The organism is Luminiphilus sp. nBUS_16 (genome assembly GCF_051201645.1).
Classification (GTDB): Bacteria; Pseudomonadota; Gammaproteobacteria; order Pseudomonadales; family Halieaceae; genus Luminiphilus.
This window is the reverse complement of the sequence record NZ_CP179205.1, coordinates 513,373-534,079: the sequence shown is the minus strand read 5'-3', so window position 1 is coordinate 534,079 and position 20,707 is coordinate 513,373. Positions and strand designations below refer to the sequence as shown.

16 protein-coding genes, 1 tRNA gene and 1 pseudogene are annotated in these 20,707 nt (G+C 53.1%); 9 read left to right on the top strand and 9 right to left on the bottom strand.

The window, feature by feature from the left end; genetic code table 11:
- Nucleotides 1–221: 221 nt before the first annotated feature.
- The 4 genes and pseudogenes from ACMAY6_RS02380 to ACMAY6_RS02365 all read left to right on the top strand — a co-directional run.
- Nucleotides 222–596, top strand: a complete 375-nt coding sequence (locus ACMAY6_RS02380; RefSeq protein ID WP_435214126.1) for a hypothetical protein — start codon at nucleotides 222–224, stop codon at nucleotides 594–596.
- 118 nt (nucleotides 597–714) lie between these two features.
- A complete protein-coding gene (locus tag ACMAY6_RS02375) occupies nucleotides 715–1,776 on the top strand; it encodes an inosamine-phosphate amidinotransferase 1 (RefSeq protein WP_435214125.1) in 1,062 nt (353 codons plus the stop codon).
- Between the two features lie 15 nt (nucleotides 1,777–1,791).
- A complete protein-coding gene (locus ACMAY6_RS02370) occupies nucleotides 1,792–5,997 on the top strand; it encodes an AMP-binding protein (protein ID WP_435214123.1) in 4,206 nt (1,401 codons plus the stop codon).
- 53 nt (nucleotides 5,998–6,050) lie between these two features.
- Nucleotides 6,051–6,596, top strand: a pseudogene (locus tag ACMAY6_RS02365) (4'-phosphopantetheinyl transferase family protein); the annotation flags it as partial.
- Nucleotides 6,597–6,666: 70 nt separating this feature from the next.
- Here ACMAY6_RS02365 and ACMAY6_RS02360 read toward each other — a convergent pair.
- Nucleotides 6,667–7,860 (bottom strand): DUF418 domain-containing protein, encoded by a 1,194-nt coding sequence (locus tag ACMAY6_RS02360; RefSeq protein ID WP_435214122.1) that lies wholly within the window; start codon nucleotides 7,858–7,860, stop codon nucleotides 6,667–6,669.
- Between the two features lie 362 nt (nucleotides 7,861–8,222).
- On the opposite strand from ACMAY6_RS02360, the gene ACMAY6_RS02355 reads away from it, so the two are divergent.
- From ACMAY6_RS02355 to ACMAY6_RS02335, 5 genes are all read left to right on the top strand, one after another.
- Nucleotides 8,223–8,309 (top strand) — tRNA-Leu (locus ACMAY6_RS02355).
- A gap of 170 nt (nucleotides 8,310–8,479) precedes the next feature.
- A complete protein-coding gene (locus tag ACMAY6_RS02350; RefSeq protein ID WP_435214120.1) occupies nucleotides 8,480–9,316 on the top strand; it encodes an SDR family NAD(P)-dependent oxidoreductase in 837 nt (278 codons plus the stop codon).
- 183 nt (nucleotides 9,317–9,499) lie between these two features.
- Nucleotides 9,500–10,099 carry a LemA family protein gene (locus ACMAY6_RS02345; protein ID WP_435214118.1) on the top strand — a complete coding sequence of 200 codons (600 nt, stop codon included), beginning with the start codon at nucleotides 9,500–9,502 and terminating at the stop codon, nucleotides 10,097–10,099.
- 13 nt (nucleotides 10,100–10,112) lie between these two features.
- Nucleotides 10,113–12,035: a M48 family metalloprotease gene (locus ACMAY6_RS02340; RefSeq protein WP_435214116.1), complete on the top strand. Its 1,923-nt coding sequence runs from the start codon at nucleotides 10,113–10,115 to the stop codon at nucleotides 12,033–12,035.
- 158 nt (nucleotides 12,036–12,193) lie between these two features.
- Nucleotides 12,194–12,658, top strand: a complete 465-nt coding sequence (locus ACMAY6_RS02335; RefSeq protein WP_435214114.1) for a helix-turn-helix domain-containing protein — start codon at nucleotides 12,194–12,196, stop codon at nucleotides 12,656–12,658.
- 9 nt (nucleotides 12,659–12,667) lie between these two features.
- On the opposite strand, the gene ACMAY6_RS02330 is transcribed toward ACMAY6_RS02335, so the two are convergent.
- The 8 genes from ACMAY6_RS02330 to miaA form a co-directional block, all read right to left on the bottom strand.
- Nucleotides 12,668–13,432, bottom strand: a complete 765-nt coding sequence (locus ACMAY6_RS02330; protein ID WP_435214112.1) for a YdcF family protein — start codon at nucleotides 13,430–13,432, stop codon at nucleotides 12,668–12,670.
- Between the two features lie 3 nt (nucleotides 13,433–13,435).
- Nucleotides 13,436–14,728: an adenylosuccinate synthase gene (locus ACMAY6_RS02325; protein WP_435214110.1), complete on the bottom strand. Its 1,293-nt coding sequence runs from the start codon at nucleotides 14,726–14,728 to the stop codon at nucleotides 13,436–13,438.
- The gene (locus ACMAY6_RS02320; protein WP_435214109.1) at nucleotides 14,725–15,915 is read right to left on the bottom strand and encodes an ATP phosphoribosyltransferase regulatory subunit; all 1,191 of its coding nucleotides are present in this window, start codon (nucleotides 15,913–15,915) and stop codon (nucleotides 14,725–14,727) included. The genes ACMAY6_RS02325 and ACMAY6_RS02320 overlap by 4 nt, the downstream gene beginning before the upstream one ends.
- An 8-nt stretch (nucleotides 15,916–15,923) precedes the next feature.
- Nucleotides 15,924–16,811, bottom strand: coding sequence for a protease modulator HflC (gene hflC, locus ACMAY6_RS02315; RefSeq protein ID WP_435214108.1), 888 nt, complete (start codon nucleotides 16,809–16,811; stop codon nucleotides 15,924–15,926).
- The gene (gene hflK, locus ACMAY6_RS02310; protein ID WP_435214106.1) at nucleotides 16,811–17,983 is read right to left on the bottom strand and encodes an FtsH protease activity modulator HflK; all 1,173 of its coding nucleotides are present in this window, start codon (nucleotides 17,981–17,983) and stop codon (nucleotides 16,811–16,813) included. Before hflK ends, hflC begins: the two co-directional genes overlap by 1 nt.
- A gap of 70 nt (nucleotides 17,984–18,053) precedes the next feature.
- Nucleotides 18,054–19,376 (bottom strand): ribosome rescue GTPase HflX, encoded by a 1,323-nt coding sequence (gene hflX / locus ACMAY6_RS02305; protein WP_435214104.1) that lies wholly within the window; start codon nucleotides 19,374–19,376, stop codon nucleotides 18,054–18,056.
- Nucleotides 19,324–19,575 (bottom strand): RNA chaperone Hfq, encoded by a 252-nt coding sequence (hfq, locus tag ACMAY6_RS02300; RefSeq protein ID WP_435214103.1) that lies wholly within the window; start codon nucleotides 19,573–19,575, stop codon nucleotides 19,324–19,326. Before hfq ends, hflX begins: the two co-directional genes overlap by 53 nt.
- 120 nt (nucleotides 19,576–19,695) lie before the next feature.
- Nucleotides 19,696–20,697: a tRNA (adenosine(37)-N6)-dimethylallyltransferase MiaA gene (gene miaA, locus ACMAY6_RS02295; RefSeq protein ID WP_435216097.1), complete on the bottom strand. Its 1,002-nt coding sequence runs from the start codon at nucleotides 20,695–20,697 to the stop codon at nucleotides 19,696–19,698.
- Between the last annotated feature and the right edge of the window lie 10 nt (nucleotides 20,698–20,707).

Sequence of the window (20,707 nt, the reverse complement as noted above, 5' to 3'; positions counted from 1 at the left end):
CAACGCCAAATCTTCATAAAAATGACCATAAAACATTGATATAACTGAAAAAATAGATGTATTTCACCAAGCCGCAGGCCACAAAGTGCACAGCATACAAGCCAAAGATGCGATGAAAATGTCGCGTTTAGATAAAAGGTTCGGCCGATATCAGTTAAAAAGCAGAGAATTGTGTAGCACACTGGCCTGCAGAAAATTTCACACCGCCAGAGGATATTCCCATGAAAAAATTGATTGCGGCTGCTGTCGCTGTTCTATCACTTACGGCCATGCAAGCAATGGCTGGTAGCCCCGTCCACATCTGGAAATGCCAAATGAACGACGAAATGGGTGAAGAGGAATTGCTTGAGTACTCAAAGACATGGCAAAAAGCCGCATCCAAAGTAAAGGGCGGCAAAGATATGAAAAGTCAGATCTATTTTCCTGTAGCAGCCGCAGCCGACGGCACTGGCACTGACCTTCTGTACATATCGTCGTGGCCCGACTTCACAGACTACGGCAAGTTCTGGGATGCTTACCCTGAATCTGACGCTGCCGCGATGGAAGGCGAAGCTATGACCTGCCACGGCAGTGCACTCTGGGAAGCAATGAACTAGGCTCGCTACCACTGCCTTTGACTAAGCCGCCTGCAGGGCGGCTTTTTTATGGTCAACTCGCTATTTCTGTGGCCCATAAAAACATCAATCAAAATTAAAGTTGCTACGGAGTACCTGCATGTCTTTTGTTTGGAGCTGTAACGAATGGGATCCCCTTGAAGAGGTCATCATTGGTACCGCCGCAGGTGCAAGGTTCCCCCACGCTGATGCCAGCACTCAACTAGCAGAATATCCCGGGCGCCCCTTGGACACCATTCCGCAGGGGCCTTTCCCAGCCAAAATTATTGAGGAAGCCGAGGAGGATCTTGAGACCTTTGCATCAGTTTTAAAACAGGCGAATGTCACCGTCCGTCGTCCCACTCCCTGGGATCACGATAGCGTCTTTAGTACGGTGCACTGGTCCACACCGGGTTATTACAATTATTGCCCCCGAGATATATTGCTCACGGTCGGGGACCAAATACTAGAAACTCCCAACGTTATCCGAGGTCGCAGCCAGGAGACGTTCAGCTATCGCGAATTACTTTTGGAGTACATGGCTTCAGGGGCACGCTGGTTCAGTGCACCGCGACCCACGCTAAAAGATGAGCTGTTTGCGCCTGAGGCTGACAATCTCACTCCTCTAGATTTGGAGCCTGCTTTTGACGCCGCCAATGTGCTGCGCTTTGGACGAGATTTACTGTACCTGGTGAGTGCCACTGGCAATAAAATGGGGGGACAGTGGCTACAGTCGATACTGGGAAGCAAATACCGAGTTCACTTCATGGAAGACGTCTATTTTGGCAGCCATATTGACTCTACTTTGGTCGCATTGCGGCCGGGTTTGGTGCTGGCCAATCCGGGACGCCTCTCAGACGAGACCATTCCAGACTTTCTCAAGGAATGGGAAGTCATATACAGCCCACCCATGGAAAACCAAGGGCGCCACAGTGCTGACTACCTTCACAAAGCCATTGGTAGTGAGTGGATCGATATGAATTTATTTAGTATCGATCCAGATACCGTGGTCGTCGACAGCGATCAGCACCAGTTGATCGCGTTGCTGGAGAGCAAAGGCATGAATGTTGAGCCGGTAAAGCTTCGTCACTCCCGCATGTTAGGTGGCGGCTTTCACTGTGTCACACTAGATGTCCGCCGCCGCGGCACCCTGGAGGGGTACTTTCAGGGCTCCCCGAACTAGGAGTGCACCTCTATAATGCTCACCCTCGCCGCAAGCGTGCTAGGCATGCTGAGCCTCTCCTCACTGGCATGGTGGCAGTACGGTAGAGCACTTCAGAGCACAAGGCCTAGCCCCAGTTCAGACGTGTATTGCCTCAAAGATGAGCCCACGGGTGATTTGTGGATTCGCGCAGACCATCAAAAAGGCGTGGAATGGCTGCATGAAATTTTTGAGCGCAGTGCCGCTCGTTACCCCAACTTTACTGCCCTTCAAGTACCAACAACTGGCGAGCAAATAACCTACCAAAATCTCGATCACAGAGCAGAACAAATTGCAGCTGCAATTGCCCCCTATGTCAGCGGACCGGATCAAATCGTTGCCGTGTCCATGGAACAAAACTGCGTCGACATTGTTGCCAGCCACTTGGGAATTTTAAAAGCTGGCGCAACCCAGTTGTTTTTAGATCCTGCTGCGCCCATCTCGCTACAGCAACAAATGGTGAAGGATGCCGACCCAGTTCTCTTGGTCAGCAATGACGATGGCCTAAAGCTTGATGGGCTTCCCATACTCGATCTTAGCCGAGTTTCAATTGATGCCCCGATTCAACGGGCACGCCCTATTTGGCTCGATGATCCAGAAGAACGCGTAGCCGCCGTGTTTTACACCAGCGGGACAACAGGCCAACCCAAGGGTGTTGAGTGCGCCCACAAAGGCTACATAAATCTAGCTCGAAGTTACGCGTATTTTTTCGATTTTACGGCCGGGGTTGACGCTACATCGCTCACTTCATCTCTGGGCTACGACGGAAGTATTTCAGAGCTCTACAGTGCATGGGTATCCGGTGCCGCTGTGGTGCTACTCACCAAAGACGAGGTGCGCTCCGGGCCCGACCTCGTACCGATATTACTGGAGCAAGAAGTCACCGCGCTATTTTGTCCCCCTGTGCTGCTGAGCACTCTCAGTGACACCCCCGAACACGACCTACCCTATCCAATCTGCCGCTATATCATTCCTGCAGGCGAGGCATTTCCCGCCAATTTAGTAGAACCGTGGTCTCGAGCACGACGGCAGATCATCAACACTTATGGGCCAACCGAGGCCAGCACCGATACCAGCCGTCAGCTACTGCGTCCCGGTAAGCCTGTCACCATAGGCGCACCCTTCCCCGGGGTCGAATACATCATTATCGAACCTGATAGAGATCGAGCGTTGCCCTGGGGTGAAACTGGAGAGCTTTGTATTGGGGGTTGTCATCTCGCCAAGGGCTACCGCAACCAACCTCTAACCACCGCTGAAAAATTTATTGAACACCCCGATTATGGACGCCTGTATCGCACTGGCGATCGCTGCCGCATTGACCCCCTTACCGGGCAAGTTGATTTTCTGGGGCGTCTCGATGCGCAAATCAAAGTTCGGGGCCATCGTGTGGAGGCTCAGGGCATTGAGTCTTTTCTTCAGGACGTTATCGATGATATTGATACAGCGGTTATTGACTACCGCAATGATGAGCTCATCGCCTTCGTCATCGCACCGAACCGCTCGCCTGAGAACTTAAAGCATCATTCTACGCTCCCGGCTCCAGCAGATTGGGCGCGTTCTATCCAAATCGAGCTGCGGCGGCAGTTTCCCGAGCACGCGATACCCGCAAAAATCTTTCTCGTGCCCCAATTTATCCTCAAGCCCCTGTCGGGAAAAATAGACCGCCAGCAACTGCCCTCACTGCCTGCTCATGAACAAGCTGGCGAAAATCAGGAAGCAGAGCAGCAGGAGAGTAAAGAAACTGAGCCGGTTGCCGGCAAAGGCGTGTTGAATATTTGTCGCAAGGTATTGGGCGCCACACTCAAGTGGGACGATGATTTCGTCGAGTGGGGCGCACACTCCATTGCCATAGCAAAGCTCACCCAAGCCTTGCGCCAAGCTGGCTATCACGTATCTGTTCGAGATCTTCTGACCGACTTTCGCACGCCCAGACTTGCCGCCCACCTCCCCCTAAGCCAAATCTCTGGCAGCTCAGGCGAGGAAGCAGACAGGCGCCAATCTGCCCAGGCGACGGTAAAAAATTCGACCCAGCCAAGGCTTGGCCCAAAGTTTTTTACGCTACTACAGGCCCTCGGCATTTTGGCACTGCGCTTACCCACCTTGTCAGGCTTAGTTTTACTACTGGCCTGGGGCGACCCCGAAACAGCCTTTCTCGATGGAGACCCCAAGAAACTTATTGCCTACACCTTACTTGCCTTTGTTTTTTACTTAGGTGTTCCCTTCTTAAATCTAGCCTGGGTCGTTGTCTTACGAGCACTTTTTAGATTAACCGACATCAAAAGCGGGAATTATCAAAAATGGAGCCGTGCGCACTGGCAGGTTTGGTGGCTGGACAGTCAGCAGCGGATGGTACTCCAGCCAATGAGTCGGTGGTTACGCGCCCCAGGAATTTATGCGTGGCTGTTAAGGACACTAGGAGCCGATATCGGTAGAGGCACACACATTTCTCAAAGCGCCGAGTTTTTGGGACCCTTAAACATGCTGGAACTCAAAGACGGTGTGGTTGTGCAAAGCGGCGCTCAGCTAAGCGGCCAGCGTTGGCAGGGTGGTCGGCTCATTGTAGATAAAGTAAGCGTTGGCGCTGGCACTAAGTTGGGACAGCGCGCTTTTGTTGGCCCGGGTGTCACGCTGGGCCAGGGTTGCTGGCTCACTCCACTCAGTGCAGCTCGACACGGGGCTACTGTCGATGACTTTAAGATAATCGACGGCGTTGATGTTGACCCAGTGGGCAGCCGATTATCGTTGCAACGTAACCACCGCTTAGTGCCCGCCTCTGCCAGCCGATACGCCTCCGAGCTCAAGGGCATTTCTGCGCAATTTTTTATTGAGTGCCTGCTTTTTGTCATCCCTGCAGCATTAATTTTGAGCGGCATCTCGCAATGGCTGTTAGGTGACTACGCCAGCGCAACCGACACTGTGACTACTTCCCTATTTCAACTCCTGACAGATTTTTTCCTCGGAGCCGTTCTTGCCGCGTGGCTCACTCTACTAGTGACATCAGTTCTCACTTGCCTCTTTCTCAGGCTGACGCCATACAAGCCAGGAGTTTTGGAAGGATCCAGCCTCGCCGCCGTGATGCTGCGCTACCGACAGGAGAAGATGAACCAAATACAACGGCTGTGGACCTGGACCTTAACGGGCCAATATTTACGACGTCTTGCAGGCGTTAATTACGGCCAAACCGGCGCCAGCGAATGCGACGTCATGGTTAATCTGGTTCCCGAAATGCTTACCAGCCAACCCAATATTTTTATGGCTAACGGTTGTCGAACTGGCATGCTCGATGATGAGGGCGAATACCTTTACCTACGCCCCCTTAATTTTGGGCGCGACACGTTCTTGGGCAATAACAGTGTGTCTGAATCTGGCATCCTGCCAGATCAACTCCTACTCGGAGTCAGCACCCCCACAGGGGATCACCAGTTTCGTCGTCTCCCGGCAATGTCTCAGCCCACAGTAACGGTGCTCGCCGGCAATCCCGTCATCGAATTCGCCCAACCTGAAGGCCAAGCTACCGGCACAGAAGTTCCCACGTGGTCGCTGTTTACCCTGCGTATTTTATTTGGCGACCTGATTGGCGTCGCCCTTATTCCCGCAATGCCGATACTGATCTTAGCGCTGATGCTTCTGATCGTGGACACTTTCAACTCATCAGCAATTTTGGAGTCATTAGCAGCCACTATTGGCGCCACGTTTTGTTTGCAGGTTTTGGCTCTGAGTATCAAGAAATGCTTGATACCAAAGCACTGGGGGGAGAACCACCAAACCCCGTTTTGGTCGCTGCGACACTTCACCTACTTTCTGGCCCAAGACTGCTTTTTCAAATGGTCAGGACCCACATTGCGCCATTTGGGAGGCTCGGTATTAGCCAACCCCTTCTTAAGAGCCTTTGGCTGCCGCATTGGCAAAAATACGTTAATCCACGAACCACTGCAGGCCTTCGATTGGCATGCCGTTGATATTGGCGATAACTGCATCGTTCAAGGCCAATTGCAGCTGCACAGTTTTGAGCATCGCCTTTTGACCGTTAAGCAAACCTCGATCAAGCCAAACAGCGCGATCAATTTTGGCGCGACCGTCATGGGGGGGGCTGTACTAGAACCCAATACCACCGTGGAGGGGCTGGGACTTGTGATGAAAAGCATGGTGCTAGCTCCGGGGGTTCACTCAGGTAGCCCCGTCAACTTGGAACGCGCGCTGTGACGAATCGAAGCGCCCATTTAGCTAAAGCCTTCGACGCGGTCGGTTCTAGATGCATGCTGCAAGCTGGAAAACACACCGTCGAGATCTATGTGCTTCGGTATGTTAACGATCTTTCCTTCCAGCTCGATTGCGAAACTTCCTTAACCGGCCCTGAGCGTCAGCGAGCGCAAGGGCTGCGAGCTTCTGGCGCACAAAGCGCCTTTGTCCAGCGCCGAGCCTGTTTGCGGTGGCTGCGTGAAACCGCGTTTGGCAACCTCTCCTCACCCACGGCAAAAGCCAATGCGCTTGAGCTGCCCGTCAATGAATACACGATAAGTGTGAGTTCATCGGGGCCATACGCCATCTTTGCGGCTAGCTGCTCGGCCCGACGCATCGGCCTAGATGTGGAAATTCCCGATGAGACACACAACACGTCGGAGCTAGCGCAGGAGCTGTTCTCAACCTTTGAGGCAAAAGCATTGAAGGAAGCTAGCCCTGAAAGGGCAAACACAATGTTTTACCGAATATGGCGGCTCAAAGAGGCGGCACTGAAGTTTCACGGCTGCGGTCTAGCTACAGGCCTTAATGGCACGTGTTTCATCCCTAATTCTGACGGATTAATCACGGTCTATCAGAAAGCCCGCCGCGGGCTATACGGTTCAACCGCACCAGCGTTCTTTGAGGGGCGCTTTAACAATTTGGACCTCGCCTTGGCGCTACCCGCAATGCCGGGAGACGAAGGTCTGTGGCAAGTCGCCAAAGCCACTCAAAGGGTCCAATCACAAAAACTGAAAACCAAAACTTCGCAAATAAGATTTGGCACGTAAAAATCACAAGGGCGACGCCAGTAACGGCAGCGGGACCCAGCCAGTAGGCCCAGCCTAGGCCATAGCCATAGAAAAGCGTGGTGAAAATTAAGGTTTGGCTGAGATAAGTCGTTAAGCTCATTCGCCCAACCGCCTCTAGGGCACGAACTATCCACCAGTGACTGCAGCGCGTCGCAAAACTGTACATCAAACAAAACCACGCGGCGGTCAGCGATAGGGTGCCGAGCAGGAACACGAGATCACCGACAAATTGCGTAACGCCACCCGAAACGGTTTCGCCAAAAATACGATAGCCCACGGCATGGGTCATCCAGGCCTCGATCGACATGGCGCCGAGTCCAAACAAGAACATCCAAAAACTCGCTTTTGAGACCACCCTCGGTCTTTGGCCGAAGCGCCGCAAGCCGTCCTCTCGAGCAAAGCAGAAGCCGAGTAAAAAGAGCGCGAATACCGCCCACCCCGAATCGGGCCACTGGTAATCTTCCCAAGGGATCTCCGGAATATAGCTTGCATGCTCAGCGACGATATCGCTGAGAGACCCTGCGCTGTACAAGCCAACTTCACGATCCTCCTCCAGCCACTGCTGCGCCTGATTAACATTGCTTGCTTGATCACTGAATCCACGATCGGGCACCCAATAATGCCCAATAGGAAAAACCAGCAGAAATGTGACCGCAGCGACAACCAAGATGCGGGTTGAGCACTTGTGGAAGAGCAACAGCAGCACACCAAATTCTGCATAAAGCATCAGAATGTCGCCCTCAAAAAGCAGGGCATGACAACAACCAAAGGCCATCAAGGCACAGTAACGCCTTAGAAGATGCCAAGGCTTGAGCGCTGACCTTATCTGCAGCCAAAAAGAGATCCCAAACAGCAAACTGAAGAGGCCCCAAAACTTTGACTCAAAGAGCACATGCTTTATGTGCCAGAACAGCTGATCTAGAGACCCGTCCCAAGCCAAAGAGTCAGCCCCAAACGCGTAAAGATTGACCAACAGAACGCCAAACAAGGCAAAACCCCGAACGGCATCAATCTCCTTGTAACGCTTAAGTGCCATCAAACTAGAATGTCCCAGTCGTTGCCGAGGAGGCCAGTGGAGGCCCCTGCATTTTGCTAAGCCATTAGTCATAAGCGACCAGTGCCCCCGAGAGATCATACATGGCAAAACCAAAGTGGTTTCAAAAGGCTAGCCGCATACGCTGATACCAGCTAAGAGCACGCGCTTCGATTGTCTTACCAAGTAGGAATGCCCATCGCCACGTTACACATTAATGTGACAGCCAGTGCAGGGCGCGCTTAAATGGCTACACACTGAGGCTTGATAATACCTGTTGGGTGGGGGCGATATCCGCAGCCACATTGACAAGAGCGGCGACCCGGCTTAGTCTCTCCCGCCTCGGATTTCCGAGTTCCCCCTGTGCCCAGGTGGTGAAATTGGTAGACACGCTAGCTTCAGGTGCTAGTGCTCGCAAGGGCGTGGAGGTTCAAGTCCTCTTCTGGGCACCAAACATTGCAACATCCCCACTCAAGCGAGCTCGAACGAGCAACCCTACTGCTGTGGCCACTGGCCTAAAACTGGTTGACTGATAAAGAAGCCAATGTGCACTCCGACTGCTTTCAGGGCATGATCTCGACTGCAAGTTAAAGAACTTTCAAAACAGCATGAGCACTGAGATATGACCGATTTAAATCAAAAAGTTTTCTGGATTACGGGCGCCTCATCGGGCATTGGTAAAGCACTTGCGATAGAGGCAGCCAAGCAGCCCTGCTCAATCATTCTATCGGGACGTCGTGAAGAAGCTCTGCAAGCGCTTGCCGACGCACTGCCCGTTGACTGCCTGGTACTACCCTTTGAGGTCACCGACTATGATCAACTCGCTGATATCGTAAAACGCGCATGGGCATGGCGCAGTCGGGTCGATATTCTTATTAACAACGCGGGCATTAGCCAACGCTGTATCGCCATCGATGCAAAACCGGAAATTTATACCGAGCTCATCAATGTCGATCTCATTGCGCCCATTTGGCTTACGCAACTTCAGCTGCGCCGCATGGCAGACGCTGGAGGTGGCCATATTGTGGCGATCAGCTCAGTAGCTGGACGTATTGGAGCACCGCTGAGAACCGCCTATTGCGCAGCTAAGCACGGTCTCATTGGCTACATGGATGCCCTACGCAGCGAAGTCGATAAGCCCCACAATATTCGAGTGACCAACGTATTGCCTGGATCTGTGGCCACAGATGTCGCCCGTAACGCCATCACTGGAGAGGGTGGTCGGCGCGGTCTGTCAGACGATGTTATCGACGCGGGAGATGACCCTCTCGACTGCGCAAAGGCCATACTGGCCGCGGTACAAGACGATCTGCCCGAGCTTATTTTTGCCAAGGAAATGGAGCTGGGACTAGCACAGATGCGTCATGCCGATCCCGATACATTTTTTGATGCGGTTGCCGACTTTGGAGCCCAAACTGTCAGTCAATACTGGGCAGAGAAATCGACCTCTGAAGGATGACAATCAGCCTAATAAGCCGGCAGAGAAATGAGTGAACGTTAAGGCTAGGTTGGTCGGTAGTGGATTGAGCGGGCGCTTAAAGCCTTAAATTTGCGCCATGGCATGTTTTGCGCGCCCAGATTAGACGCGGACCAAAAGCAGAGCTACTCTAAAGCCTGCTGCCAAAACTTCAGGATGCTACCTATGAGTACCACGCTCATTATTCTTATTTCTACGATTGCCATATTGCTCATTTGGGGTGTCGCGATCTACAACCAGCTTGTAGCCTTTTCTAACCGCTATCAAAATGCCTTTGCACAAATTGAGGTTCAACTTAAACGACGCTACGACTTAATCCCCAACTTGGTGGAAAGCGCAAAAGGCTATCTGAGCCATGAGCGAGAGACTCTGGAAGCCGTGGTTGAAGCGCGTAACGAAGCCGCTTCGGCACTAAAGGCCATTGGCGATAGCGGCATTGATTCAGGATCTATCAAGAATCTTGCGGGGGCAGAGAGCGCTTTGGGGGCGGCGATGGGCAAGCTCAACGTGGTAATGGAGGCTTACCCAGACCTCAAGGCCAGCGAAAATATGCAACAGCTCTCTGAGGAACTCACCTCAACTGAAAACAGGGTGGCCTTTGCCCGGCAGGGGTTCAATGACGCTGTTATGAGCTACAACACCTACCGACAGAGTTTCCCGAACATGATTATCGGCAATGCTTTTGGGCACCGAGAAGATGCCGCACTGCTAGAGTTTGCAGACAGCGCTGCCATTCAGGACGCTCCCAAGATCAATTTTTCCTAGGCAAAACTGAGCGGTGGATTTTTTCCGAGAGCAGGAGGTTGCTAGGCGGAATACACGGCTCCTAACGGCCCTGTTCATTGGAGCGGTTGCACTGCTCATTGGCGCTATTAATCTTTTTCTGGCCTACGTGCTGACGTTTTCCGGAGCAATGGACGGCGAATATTCCACCGCCTTTCAACTTGGCCATCTTGATATCGGCGTTACGCTAGCGGTTAGCATCAGTCTGATCGTGGTGATCGGCGCCGTTGTGCTCTATAACTGGATCCGTTTCTCCCAAGGAGGTCTCAGCGTGGCTGAGGCTTTGGGTGCGAGACCCGCCGTCTCAAACACCGAAGACCCCCACGAGCGGCGAGCACAAAATATTGTTCAGGAAATCGCCTTGGCCGCCAACATGCCGGTGCCGCCCTTGTACATTCTCGACGAAGAGCCGGGTATCAATGCCTTCGCCGCAGGAATTTCACCGGGTGATGCCGTTATAGCCATTACCCAAGGTGCCATGACCCAACTGACTCGGGATGAACTACAAGGTGTTGTTGGGCATGAATTTAGCCACATCCTAAATGGCGATATGCGCTTAAGCATACGGCTCATGGCAATGTTGCGAGGCATCACTTTTATTGGCGATATGGGCGCAGTTTTCATGCGCAGCGCCGTCTCACATCGAGCACGCAGAAGCTCAAACAGTAGTACTAGCAATACTTTCGGTTTGCTATTCATTGGCCTGGGGTTGTATCTCGTCGGGCTGCTGGGCGGTGTCATGGCGGGTCTTATCAAGTCGGCTATTTCCAAGCAGAAAGAATATTTAGCCGACGCCTCATCGGTGCAGTTTACCCGTAACCCAAATGGTATTAGCGACGCCTTAAAGGTCATTGGAGGTCACACGCGCGGTACGCTGGTCGAATCTGCCCGTGCTGAAGAAATGTCTCACCTTTTTTTCGGTCAAGTAAAACATCGGTTGTGGCTAATGTTTGCCACGCATCCTCCGCTAGAAAAACGTATTCGCCGCGTTGATCCTCAGTGGAATGGCGAGTTCATTACGCGCGCCCAAAATCATCAAGATGCTGAATCTGGGTCGAATCTAGAGACAGGAATTCCTCAAGCCCAGCGCAGTTTGACCGCAGCTTTGGCCATTGCCACAGAACTCCGCCCTGAGGCCAACTTTCCCAACCCACTAGAAGCCTCATCAACCCAAATCAACGACAAGTTAGCGGCTGATATCATTGAAGACGCGCGGGAGCCCTTGGGGGCAATGAGCTTGTTGCTAGCCCTGCTTTGGCAAGAAGCTAGCTCCCAGACGCAACGTTCAGCGATTCATAAATCTGATATCACCGGACTGGAGGTTTTAGTCGCTCGACGAGGTACACAACTTCAAGCCATGGAGCCTGAGTTGCGTTTACCGCTGATCGAGTTGTGTCTCCCGACCCTGAAAACTCTATCTGCACCGCAGTACCAAACTTTTAAGCGACTACTCATTGAAGTGGTTAAAGCTGACGGAAAAGTAGACCTTTTTGAATGGTGCCTTTATCAGTTGGTGCGACACTACCTTGATGCACATTTTGTGAAACGATCATCGCGCCCTCAGCATGCCCAATTGAAAGATGTCGGCTCCTCACTAGCCGTTGCGCTGGGTACTCTGGCGCAATTGAGTCATGGCAATACAGAGGCGGCGTTTCAAGCTGGAGCAAGGGTCCTGAACCTGCCTCTTGCTTTGCCTGCCACTGAAGCCATGGGCGTACTACCCTTTGGAAAAGCTGTTGAACAGCTCGCAAATTGTTACCCGCTGCTCAAGGTCACCATACTCAAGGCACTGGCCGAAGTTGCAGCGCAAGACGGCCACCTGTCGCCTCGAGAGCTCACCCTTATTAAAGCTATTGGCGCCGTCATGGACTGCCCCTTATCCAATCAAATGCTACAGGACACGCTGCAATCCCGGTGACCTTGCATCAAAAATAGCCAGATCGCCGCAATTCGCTGGTAATTATTTGAAAGCAGACTAATCTACAAAAGACGGCTACCAAGGATGGTGTCCGATCGACAACAGCGGCACATACCCAGTTGCCGTGCTAACACTTCATGACCGCAAGGAAGCGTACTATGGAAACCAGAAGACACCCCCAGCCCCCTATCGAAGCCTCCAGACGCCATTTTTCCCGTAGCCAGCGGGTTATTCACGTCAAAGCTCCCAAACCAGAGATCAGTCAAGAGCAGGTTCAACGAATTACACAACGGACAGCAGCCTCTTTCTCTCACACGACACTGCGCGTCCTCAGTCTGTTAATCGCGGGCGACCTCAGCCGTCTACGCTCTGACCACATTGCCGATGAATTAGGCATTAGTCCTACGACACTTCGACGCAGACTGCGTGTCGACAACATTAGCTATCAGGAGCTGCTTGATCAGGTACGCCAGTACCACTGTGAGTGCCAACTCGAGGATCGTTGGGTTCCGGGCAAGACACTCGCTTGGAAGCTAGGTTATGCCGAGGTTAATAGCTTCTACCGGGCCTTCAAACGTTGGACCGGCTCAAGCTATAGCGACATGAAGCTCCAATTTATTTAAGGCTACTGCTTACAGTTTGCCCGAGTTGTCATAGGCCCAGTAACCAACCCACTCGTGTATTGCACGGCTAGATCGAGCAAGCCGCGAAAAGGTGGGCACCCAACCCGGTATATAAGGGTCTGAGAACTGTGGAATTTGATGGTCAGTCGCTGCTGCCGTTACTTGCAGCCCCTGCTTTTCAAAGAGCGCCAAAGACCGTCGCATATGCGCCCCGCTAGTCACCAGCAAAATATGCTTCAAGCCGGCGTTTTTAAGCATCTCACCCGCCATAACTGCGTTGTCAAAGGTTGTGCGGCTTTGCGTCTCTAATAGTAGCTGCTTGCGCGGTATTTGGAGTGCCTGTAACTGCTGCGCCAGAAGTTCAGCCTCAGCAGGCATAGACTCGGCACCGCCTCCCGAGATTAAAATAATCGGGGCCTTACCCGAAAAATACAGCTCAGCAGCAAACATGACGCGATCGGCGGCATCATTGAGATCGGCACCACGACCAAAGCGCGCGGGACCATTACTCGCACCACCCAGCAAAACAATGGCATCGGCGGCAGGCAATTCCTCGGGAGAGAATGCGGGGTGACGCCCTTCCAGCGGCTGCATTAAAGCCTCTGAGCCAAACTCAGTCGACGGAAAGTAGAGCACCAAAAAGGCCAGCAGCGTCAAAAGCCAACTCAACCCTCTTCGTCCTATCGCCCCCGAAAAAACTGCGCCCAGCAGCAACAGCAGCCCCAACGACAAGGGGTACACCAAAAGCGACAGCAGTTTGGTGGCTGTTAACATGATTTAACCAAATGGACTTCGGAGCACTATGGTCTCCTCTCGATCTGGGCCGGTGGAAATAATATCAATCGGCGCCCCCACAAGCTCCTCAAGGCGCGCGATGTAATCACGTGCAGCGGTCGGCAACAACGCAACGCTTTGCGCGCCCACGGTCGACTCATCCCAGCCGCTTAAGGTTTCATACACCGGCACCAGCTCCTCGTAGTCAACCGCATCAATAGGGTTTGCGACGGCATTACCTTGCTTATCCTCATAGGCAACACAAACCTTGATCTCGTCTAACCCATCCAGCACGTCTAGCTTGGTTAGGCACAAACCGGAAATCGAGTTGATGTTTACCGCTGTCCGCAAAGCTACGGCATCGAACCATCCGCAGCGTCTAGGCCGCCCAGTAGTCGCACCAAACTCGTGCCCGCGTTCAGCCAGGCGCTCTCCAACAGCATCGAACAGCTCAGTAGGAAAGGGCCCAGAGCCGACCCGCGTCGTGTAGGCCTTGGTAATACCCAAAACATAATCCAGATAAAGAGGCCCGAAACCTGAACCGGTAGCGGTTCCCCCAGCCGTTGTGTTGGAGCTGGTCACAAAAGGGTAGGTGCCGTGGTCAATGTCCAGCAAAGACCCCTGAGCACCCTCAAATAGAATACGAGCATTTGACGCCCGATAATCGTGAAGCATTGAAGTTACGTCCCCCATCATGGGCAGCAATTGCTCGCCCTCGGAGATCGCTTGATCAAATACCTGGTCAAGTTCTAGAGGCGCTGCCCCGTAGTAGTGCACCAAGGCATGGTTGTGATAATCGAGCACCTCGGTCAACGTCTCTTTAAAACGCGCAGGATTTCTTAGATCACCCAAACGCAACCCGCGCCTAGCGACCTTATCCTCATAAGCGGGACCGATACCTCTGCCCGTTGTGCCAATTTTATTGATGCCCCGCCGCTGCTCTCGAGCTTCATCAAGTGCCGCATGGTAAGCCAGTATTAACGGACAAGACGCAGAGATAACCAGACGCTCTCTGACGGGCACGCCCTTTTCTTCGAGCTCGCCCATTTCTTTAAGCAGTGCAGCGGGAGACAAGACCACCCCATTACCGATCAGGCACTGCACCCCCTCCCTCAAAATGCCAGAGGGAATGACATGCAAAACAGTCTTGACGCCGTTGATCACCAAGGTGTGGCCCGCGTTATGGCCGCCCTGAAAGCGCACTACCGCAGACGCCTGCTCTGTCAGCAAATCAACAATCTTGCCCTTGCCCTCATCACCCCACTGAGTGCCAAGGACCACCACGTTTTTACTCATTGATTCTCTCCTGGGTTTAGGGGCTGAATCACCCAGCCTTCATCGCCCTTCACCAGTCGTTCACGACACCGAGGATCGTGGGTGCCACCTAGGGCTGTTACCACTGACCGACCCGTCGCACGTAATTTTTGAACAACGTCTAAAAGTTCGACGTCTTTCGAATCTGGGGCAGACACCATGATATCGCCGCCAACACTCTGCCCAGCACCTGCAATTAAGGCTTTTAAATCAAAGGCAAAGCCGGTGGCTGGCCGCCTGCGGCCAAAGACCGCTCCAACGTTATCGTAGCGTCCGCCCGTGGCAACAGCCGTACCGATGCCATCTAAATAGGCCGCAAAAACCAAGCCCGTGTGGTACTGAAAGCCGCGCAATTCAGCGAGATCAACATAAACTGAGACTGTGGGATGCACTGCCTGCACCGCATGAATGACTTGCTCGACCTCGTCTAGTGCGGTTAGCGCCTCAGGCACACCCGCGAGGCAGGTTCGCGCCTGCTCAAGAACTTCGGGGCCGCCATGAAGGTTAACCAACGCCCTCAACACCGACATAACCTCGGCGTTAGCCGTTGTCAGCGCATTATCTAAATCGGGCAGCGACTTGCGTTGCAGCGCATCAAAGATGGTCTTCGCGTCATTGCCCTCAACGGCCAGATTTTTGAGTACAGCTTGATAGACGCCGACATGCCCCACATCCAAAGTGATGGGACCGTGTCGCTGTTCAGTATCAGCACGTGCCATCAAGGCAAGCATCAGATCAATAACCTCAAGGTCACCACTAATGTCCGCGCAGCCATAAAGCTCGGCTCCCAACTGTATGGGCGAGCGCCCTGCAGCCGTTGACTGGGGAGCACTGTGAAGTGTGGAACCTGCGTAGCACAGCCTTGTGACGCCCTCCTCACCTAGCGCATGTGCATCAATTCTTGCCACCTGTGGGGTCATATCTGCCCGCACGCCCAGCATCCGGCCGCTGTTTCGGTCGGAGAATTTACAGGTGAGTACATCGAGATCGGCACCGAGACCCACTAACAGAGAATCAGTGAACTCGACCAAAGGAGGAATGACGTAGCGGTAACCCCATCGGGCACAGTCGTCTAGCAGGGCTCTGCGCAGAGCCTCAACAGAGGCTGCCCTCTCAGGCAGCAACTCGTCAATGCCGTCGGGTAATAACCAACGCTCGTTGGACGTCATAACTCGACTTACTTGCCAGACTTGCTGCCGGCGTTTTGGCTTCTCAAGTACTGATAAAATTGATTATCAGGCTCGATTAGCATGATGTCGCTACCCGCATTAAAGGTCTCTTGGTAGGCCTTAAGGCTTCGGACGAAGGCATAAAACTCTGGATCCTGATTGTAGGCTTCTGCATAAATACGCGTCGCCTCAGCATCACCCAAACCTCGAACCATTTCTGCTTCTTTAAAAGCATTGGCCTCAAGTACGGTCACCTCTCGGTCTGCAGAAGCGCGAATTCCTTCAGCGAGCTCCTGGCCCTCTGATCGCAGTTCCCGCGCTTCTTTTTCCCGCTCGGCATTCATTCGTCGATACACCGAGTCTGAAACGTCTGGGGGCAGATCAATCTTCTTAACTCGAACGTCAATGACTTCCACACCCAATTCGGTAGCCGCCACTTCAGAGATCCTCCGGGTGATTGACTCCATCACCTCGTCTCGTGAACCGGAAACAACCTCTTGTACGGTGCGAACCGCCACTTCGTTACGAAGGCCGTCGTTGATGCGCTGCGCTAGCAATCCTGCGGCACGTGCCTCTTCGCCGTTGGTCGCGGTGTAGTAGGTGGCAGTATCGAGGACACGAAACTTGGCGTAGGAATCAACGATCAGCGCTTTTTTCTCTTGGGTGAAAAATCGCTCAGCCGGTGAGTCTACGGTCAGTATCCGACCGTCGAACAGACGCACGTTGTTCACAAAGGGCACTTTAATATGAATGCCAGGTTTCAAGTCCGGATTTACCACTTCACCGAATTTAAGCAGGACACCCCGCTGGGTCTCTTTCACAACGTAAAGTGAATTCGACGCCACTATGACAACGAGGGCGAGGAGTATGCCTCCCCAAAGCTGTTTAACTGTCATCAGCGCGTACTCCTTCGCGTATCGTTCACATCAATGTCACGACGGAACTCTTGTTTTAAGCGTTCAGTGATGTCGCGGAGATCGCGTTCACTCAATCCACTTCGAGAACTACCTGTTGCCGCACCACCCCCGGATGGGCGAGCAAGCTTATCAAGCGGCAGGTACATCACATTATTGCCACCCTCAACATCGACCAAGACTTTGTTGGTATTGGCCATGACGGTCTGCATGGCGTCTAGATACAAGCGATCGCGCGTGACTTTTGGTGACTTTTCATACTCAGCCAAAAGCTGCGTAAAACGAGACGCTTCACCCTCTGCCTGAGCCATCACCTGCTGTTGATAGGCGCTGGCTTCCTCAAATACTCGCTGCGCACGGCCGCGAGCCTCCGGAACGATGCCATTGGCGTAGGATTGGGCTTCGTTTTTCACCCGCTCTTCGTCCTCTCGAGCCTTAATCACATCATCAAAAGCGCCCTGCACTTGTGCCGGTGGCTTGCCTTCGTCAATGTTGATCTTACTCACCCGAATGCCGGTTCCGTAAGCGTCTAGGTATGTTTGCAATCGCTCGCGAACATCACCGGCAATCGCCGCACGACCCTCGGTTAACACCAGGTCCATTGTGCTATCACCGACAACATGGCGAAGCGCGCTCTGCGCTGCGTGTTGCAAGGAAACCTCGGGGTCACGCACCTCAAGAACAAACTTCTCAGTGTCATCGATGAGATACTGCAGGGACATGGTGACCTCAACAATATTTTCATCCTGGGTAAGCATTACTTCTCGAACCTGAGCGGCGCGGATTTTCGTGGTGTTTACTTTAATCACTTCGTCGATCAAAGGCGGATTCCACTGCAAGCCGGGCTGCATGGTTCCCGCATATTTTCCGAACCGCAAAACAATGGCACGCTCTTGCTCGTCCAGCTGATAGAAGCCCAAAAGCGCCCACACGGTAATAACACCGGCTGCAATCACCCCCAGCAACGCTCCTGACATGCGTCCACCAGTTCCCCCTGTGCCCCCTGTGCCACCGCCACCACGGCCGCCAAACAAAGAAGAAAGTCGCTGTTGCAGCTTTTTCAGGGCTTCATCAAGATCAGGGGGTCCCTGATCATTGCCGCCCCACGGATCGCGAGGTCGGTTGTTGCCGCCCCCGGGCTCATTCCATGACATGATTTATTCCTTGGTTATTGACCAGTACAGTCTAGCAAAATTGACGGTGTGTACCTAACGACATGGGGACTCAATATTGATGTTGCAAGCGATTCCAAACTTTTTGTGGCAACCGCACCTCTAAAAGGGTGTTTCCAGCGGTGGTAAAAGATTCGCTTAGCACCGCACCGATGTCAAAAAGCGCAGCTCGCAGCTTGCCTTGACCCGGTGTCAGCTCAACTTTCCCCTCGAATACCTCATCTTGCAAACGCTCCCTCAGCGCCTCCTCAAGTAGCGACAAACCTTCACCGGTCTGCGCAGAAAGATATACGGCTGTGGGGAGACCCTCCTCATCTCGAACAATTCGTGGTGACTGCTCGAGTAAATCTAGCTTATTAAATACGCACAACCTCGGCACATCGCCCGCGCCGATTTCAGCAAGTACTAAATCGACCTCAGATATCCAATAGTCACGCTGGTCCGCTGCCACATCGATAACATGTATTAGCAAATCGGCATTTAAGGTCTCTTCCAGTGTTGCTTTGAACGCGTCAATCAACGTGTGAGGCAAATCAGAAATAAATCCTACGGTGTCTGCGAGCACAACATCACCAAGATGCGGAATCTCAACGCGGCGCAATGTCGGATCCAAAGTGGCAAACAGTTGGTCTGCAGCATAAACGTCGGCGGCAGCGTAACGGTTGAACAACGTCGATTTACCCGCATTGGTGTAGCCGACAATCGACAGTAACGGCAGTTCGGCGCGCTTTCTCGCTCGACGACTTTGCGCGCGCTGGGCTTTGACTTTATCAAGTCGGGATTCGATCGCTTTAATTCGAGCCCGCAGTAATCGCCGGTCTGTCTCGAGTTGAGTTTCCCCCGGACCTCTCAGGCCAATACCGCCCTTTTGTCGCTCTAAGTGCGTCCAACCCCGAACTAATCGCGTGCTCATGTGTTGCAGTTGTGCGAGCTCAACCTGCAATTTGCCCTCGTGGGTGCGCGCGCGCTGAGCAAAAATATCTAGGATTAAACCCGTTCTGGCAATAACGCGGCACTCGAGGGCACCCTCAAGATTGCGCTCCTGCGAGGGCGTAAGGGGATGATTAAAGACCACCAGCTCCGCTTCCTCGGCGTCTTTGACCGTGCGAATCTCATCGAGTTTTCCGGTGCCCACGAAGAATTTTGCTGTGGGTGAGCGGCGATGCCCGGTTACCATCGCTACGGGCTTGCCACCTGCCGATGTCACCAATTCCTCGAACTCTTGAGCATCAAGTTCCTGCCCGCCGTCATCGATAGCGAGTTGAACCAAAACGACGTTTTCACCGCCAGCATGACGGTCAAAGAGCTGCGCGTCTGAAGACTTAGCCGTTATCGGCGTTGTCCTCCTCGGGGCCGTCCAATGGGATGCGTACATTTCGCGCAGGCACCACAGTGGAGATGGCGTGCTTGTAAACCATCTGAGACACCGTATTTTTCAGTAACACCACAAATTGATCGAACGATTCTACTTGACCCTGCAGCTTGATACCGTTGACCAGGTATATTGAAACGGGAACCCGTTCCTTTCGTAAAGCATTGAGGTAAGGGTCTTGTAGCGTATGCCCTTTTGACATGGTAACTCCTAGTTGTCGTATCGCAGGCGTCACAAACCGTGACGCAAAGCAGCCCAATTCCGAGCGGGATATATTATAGCGCTTAGGCCCGTGATAACGCGAGTTAGTTCCGCAATAGTTCTAAAATGTTGCGTTAAGTGCCGCTTTAATAGCCGCATTTAGCGCCGCCATCTGGTGTTTGCTCTGGTGCAAAGGGCCAATTTCATTTTTTAGCAGCCCCTGTTTCTCGGCAAACTCACGCCAAATGGGCGTTGAATAATTTTCTACAGCCAAAAGCTCACCGCTGTCACCGGTCTTGAGCCACGCATCTGCTGGCCAGCGGCGCAGCCATGTCAGCTGGCGTTTAGCGAGCTGTCTGGTGGCGAATAGCACAGCCTGAGCGGCTTCATCTTGCGAGGTTTCCCCCTCTAAATGCGCCCAAAATTGGCGATAACCCACGGCCCGGATAGCGGGCAGCTCGGGGTTCAGGTCACCCCGTAGCCACAGTTTTCGCACCTCATCCAATAGCCCTGCATGCAACATCTTATCGAGTCGATCAGCGATACGGGCGTGCAGCACACTGCGCTCTGCAGGGCAAATCACCAAAGATATTGGCGATTCACCAAGACCACTGTCACCGTCACCCTTTTGCCATTCGCTCAAGGGTTTCCCGGTCATCTGCCAAACCTCCAGTCCTCTGGCAATTCGCTGACTGTGATTGGGGTGCAAGCGCGACGCCAGGGTGGGGTCAACGCGCTGCAGGTGCTCATGCATCGCAGGCCACCCCTCTAGGGCGGCATCGCGCTCGATTTTCTGCCGAATCACTGGATCACTGGCAGGCATATTATCGAGACCCTCCAGCAGAGCCCGGAAATACAGCATCGTTCCCCCCACTAATATCGGCAACCGCCCTCGGGCTCTTATGTCGGCAATCGCCGCCGTGGCATCGCGGGAAAATTGCATCGCACTGTAGGGCTCGCGGGGATCCCTAATATTAATCAGGTGGTGTGGGTAGTCAGGCTTCGCGGTACCAATATCCAACCCTCGGTAAACCAACGCTGAATCTACCGAAATCAGCTCGCCGTTTAGCGATTGCGCCAGAGAAATTGCTAAGTCGGTTTTACCCGCTGCGGTAGGGCCCATGACACACAAT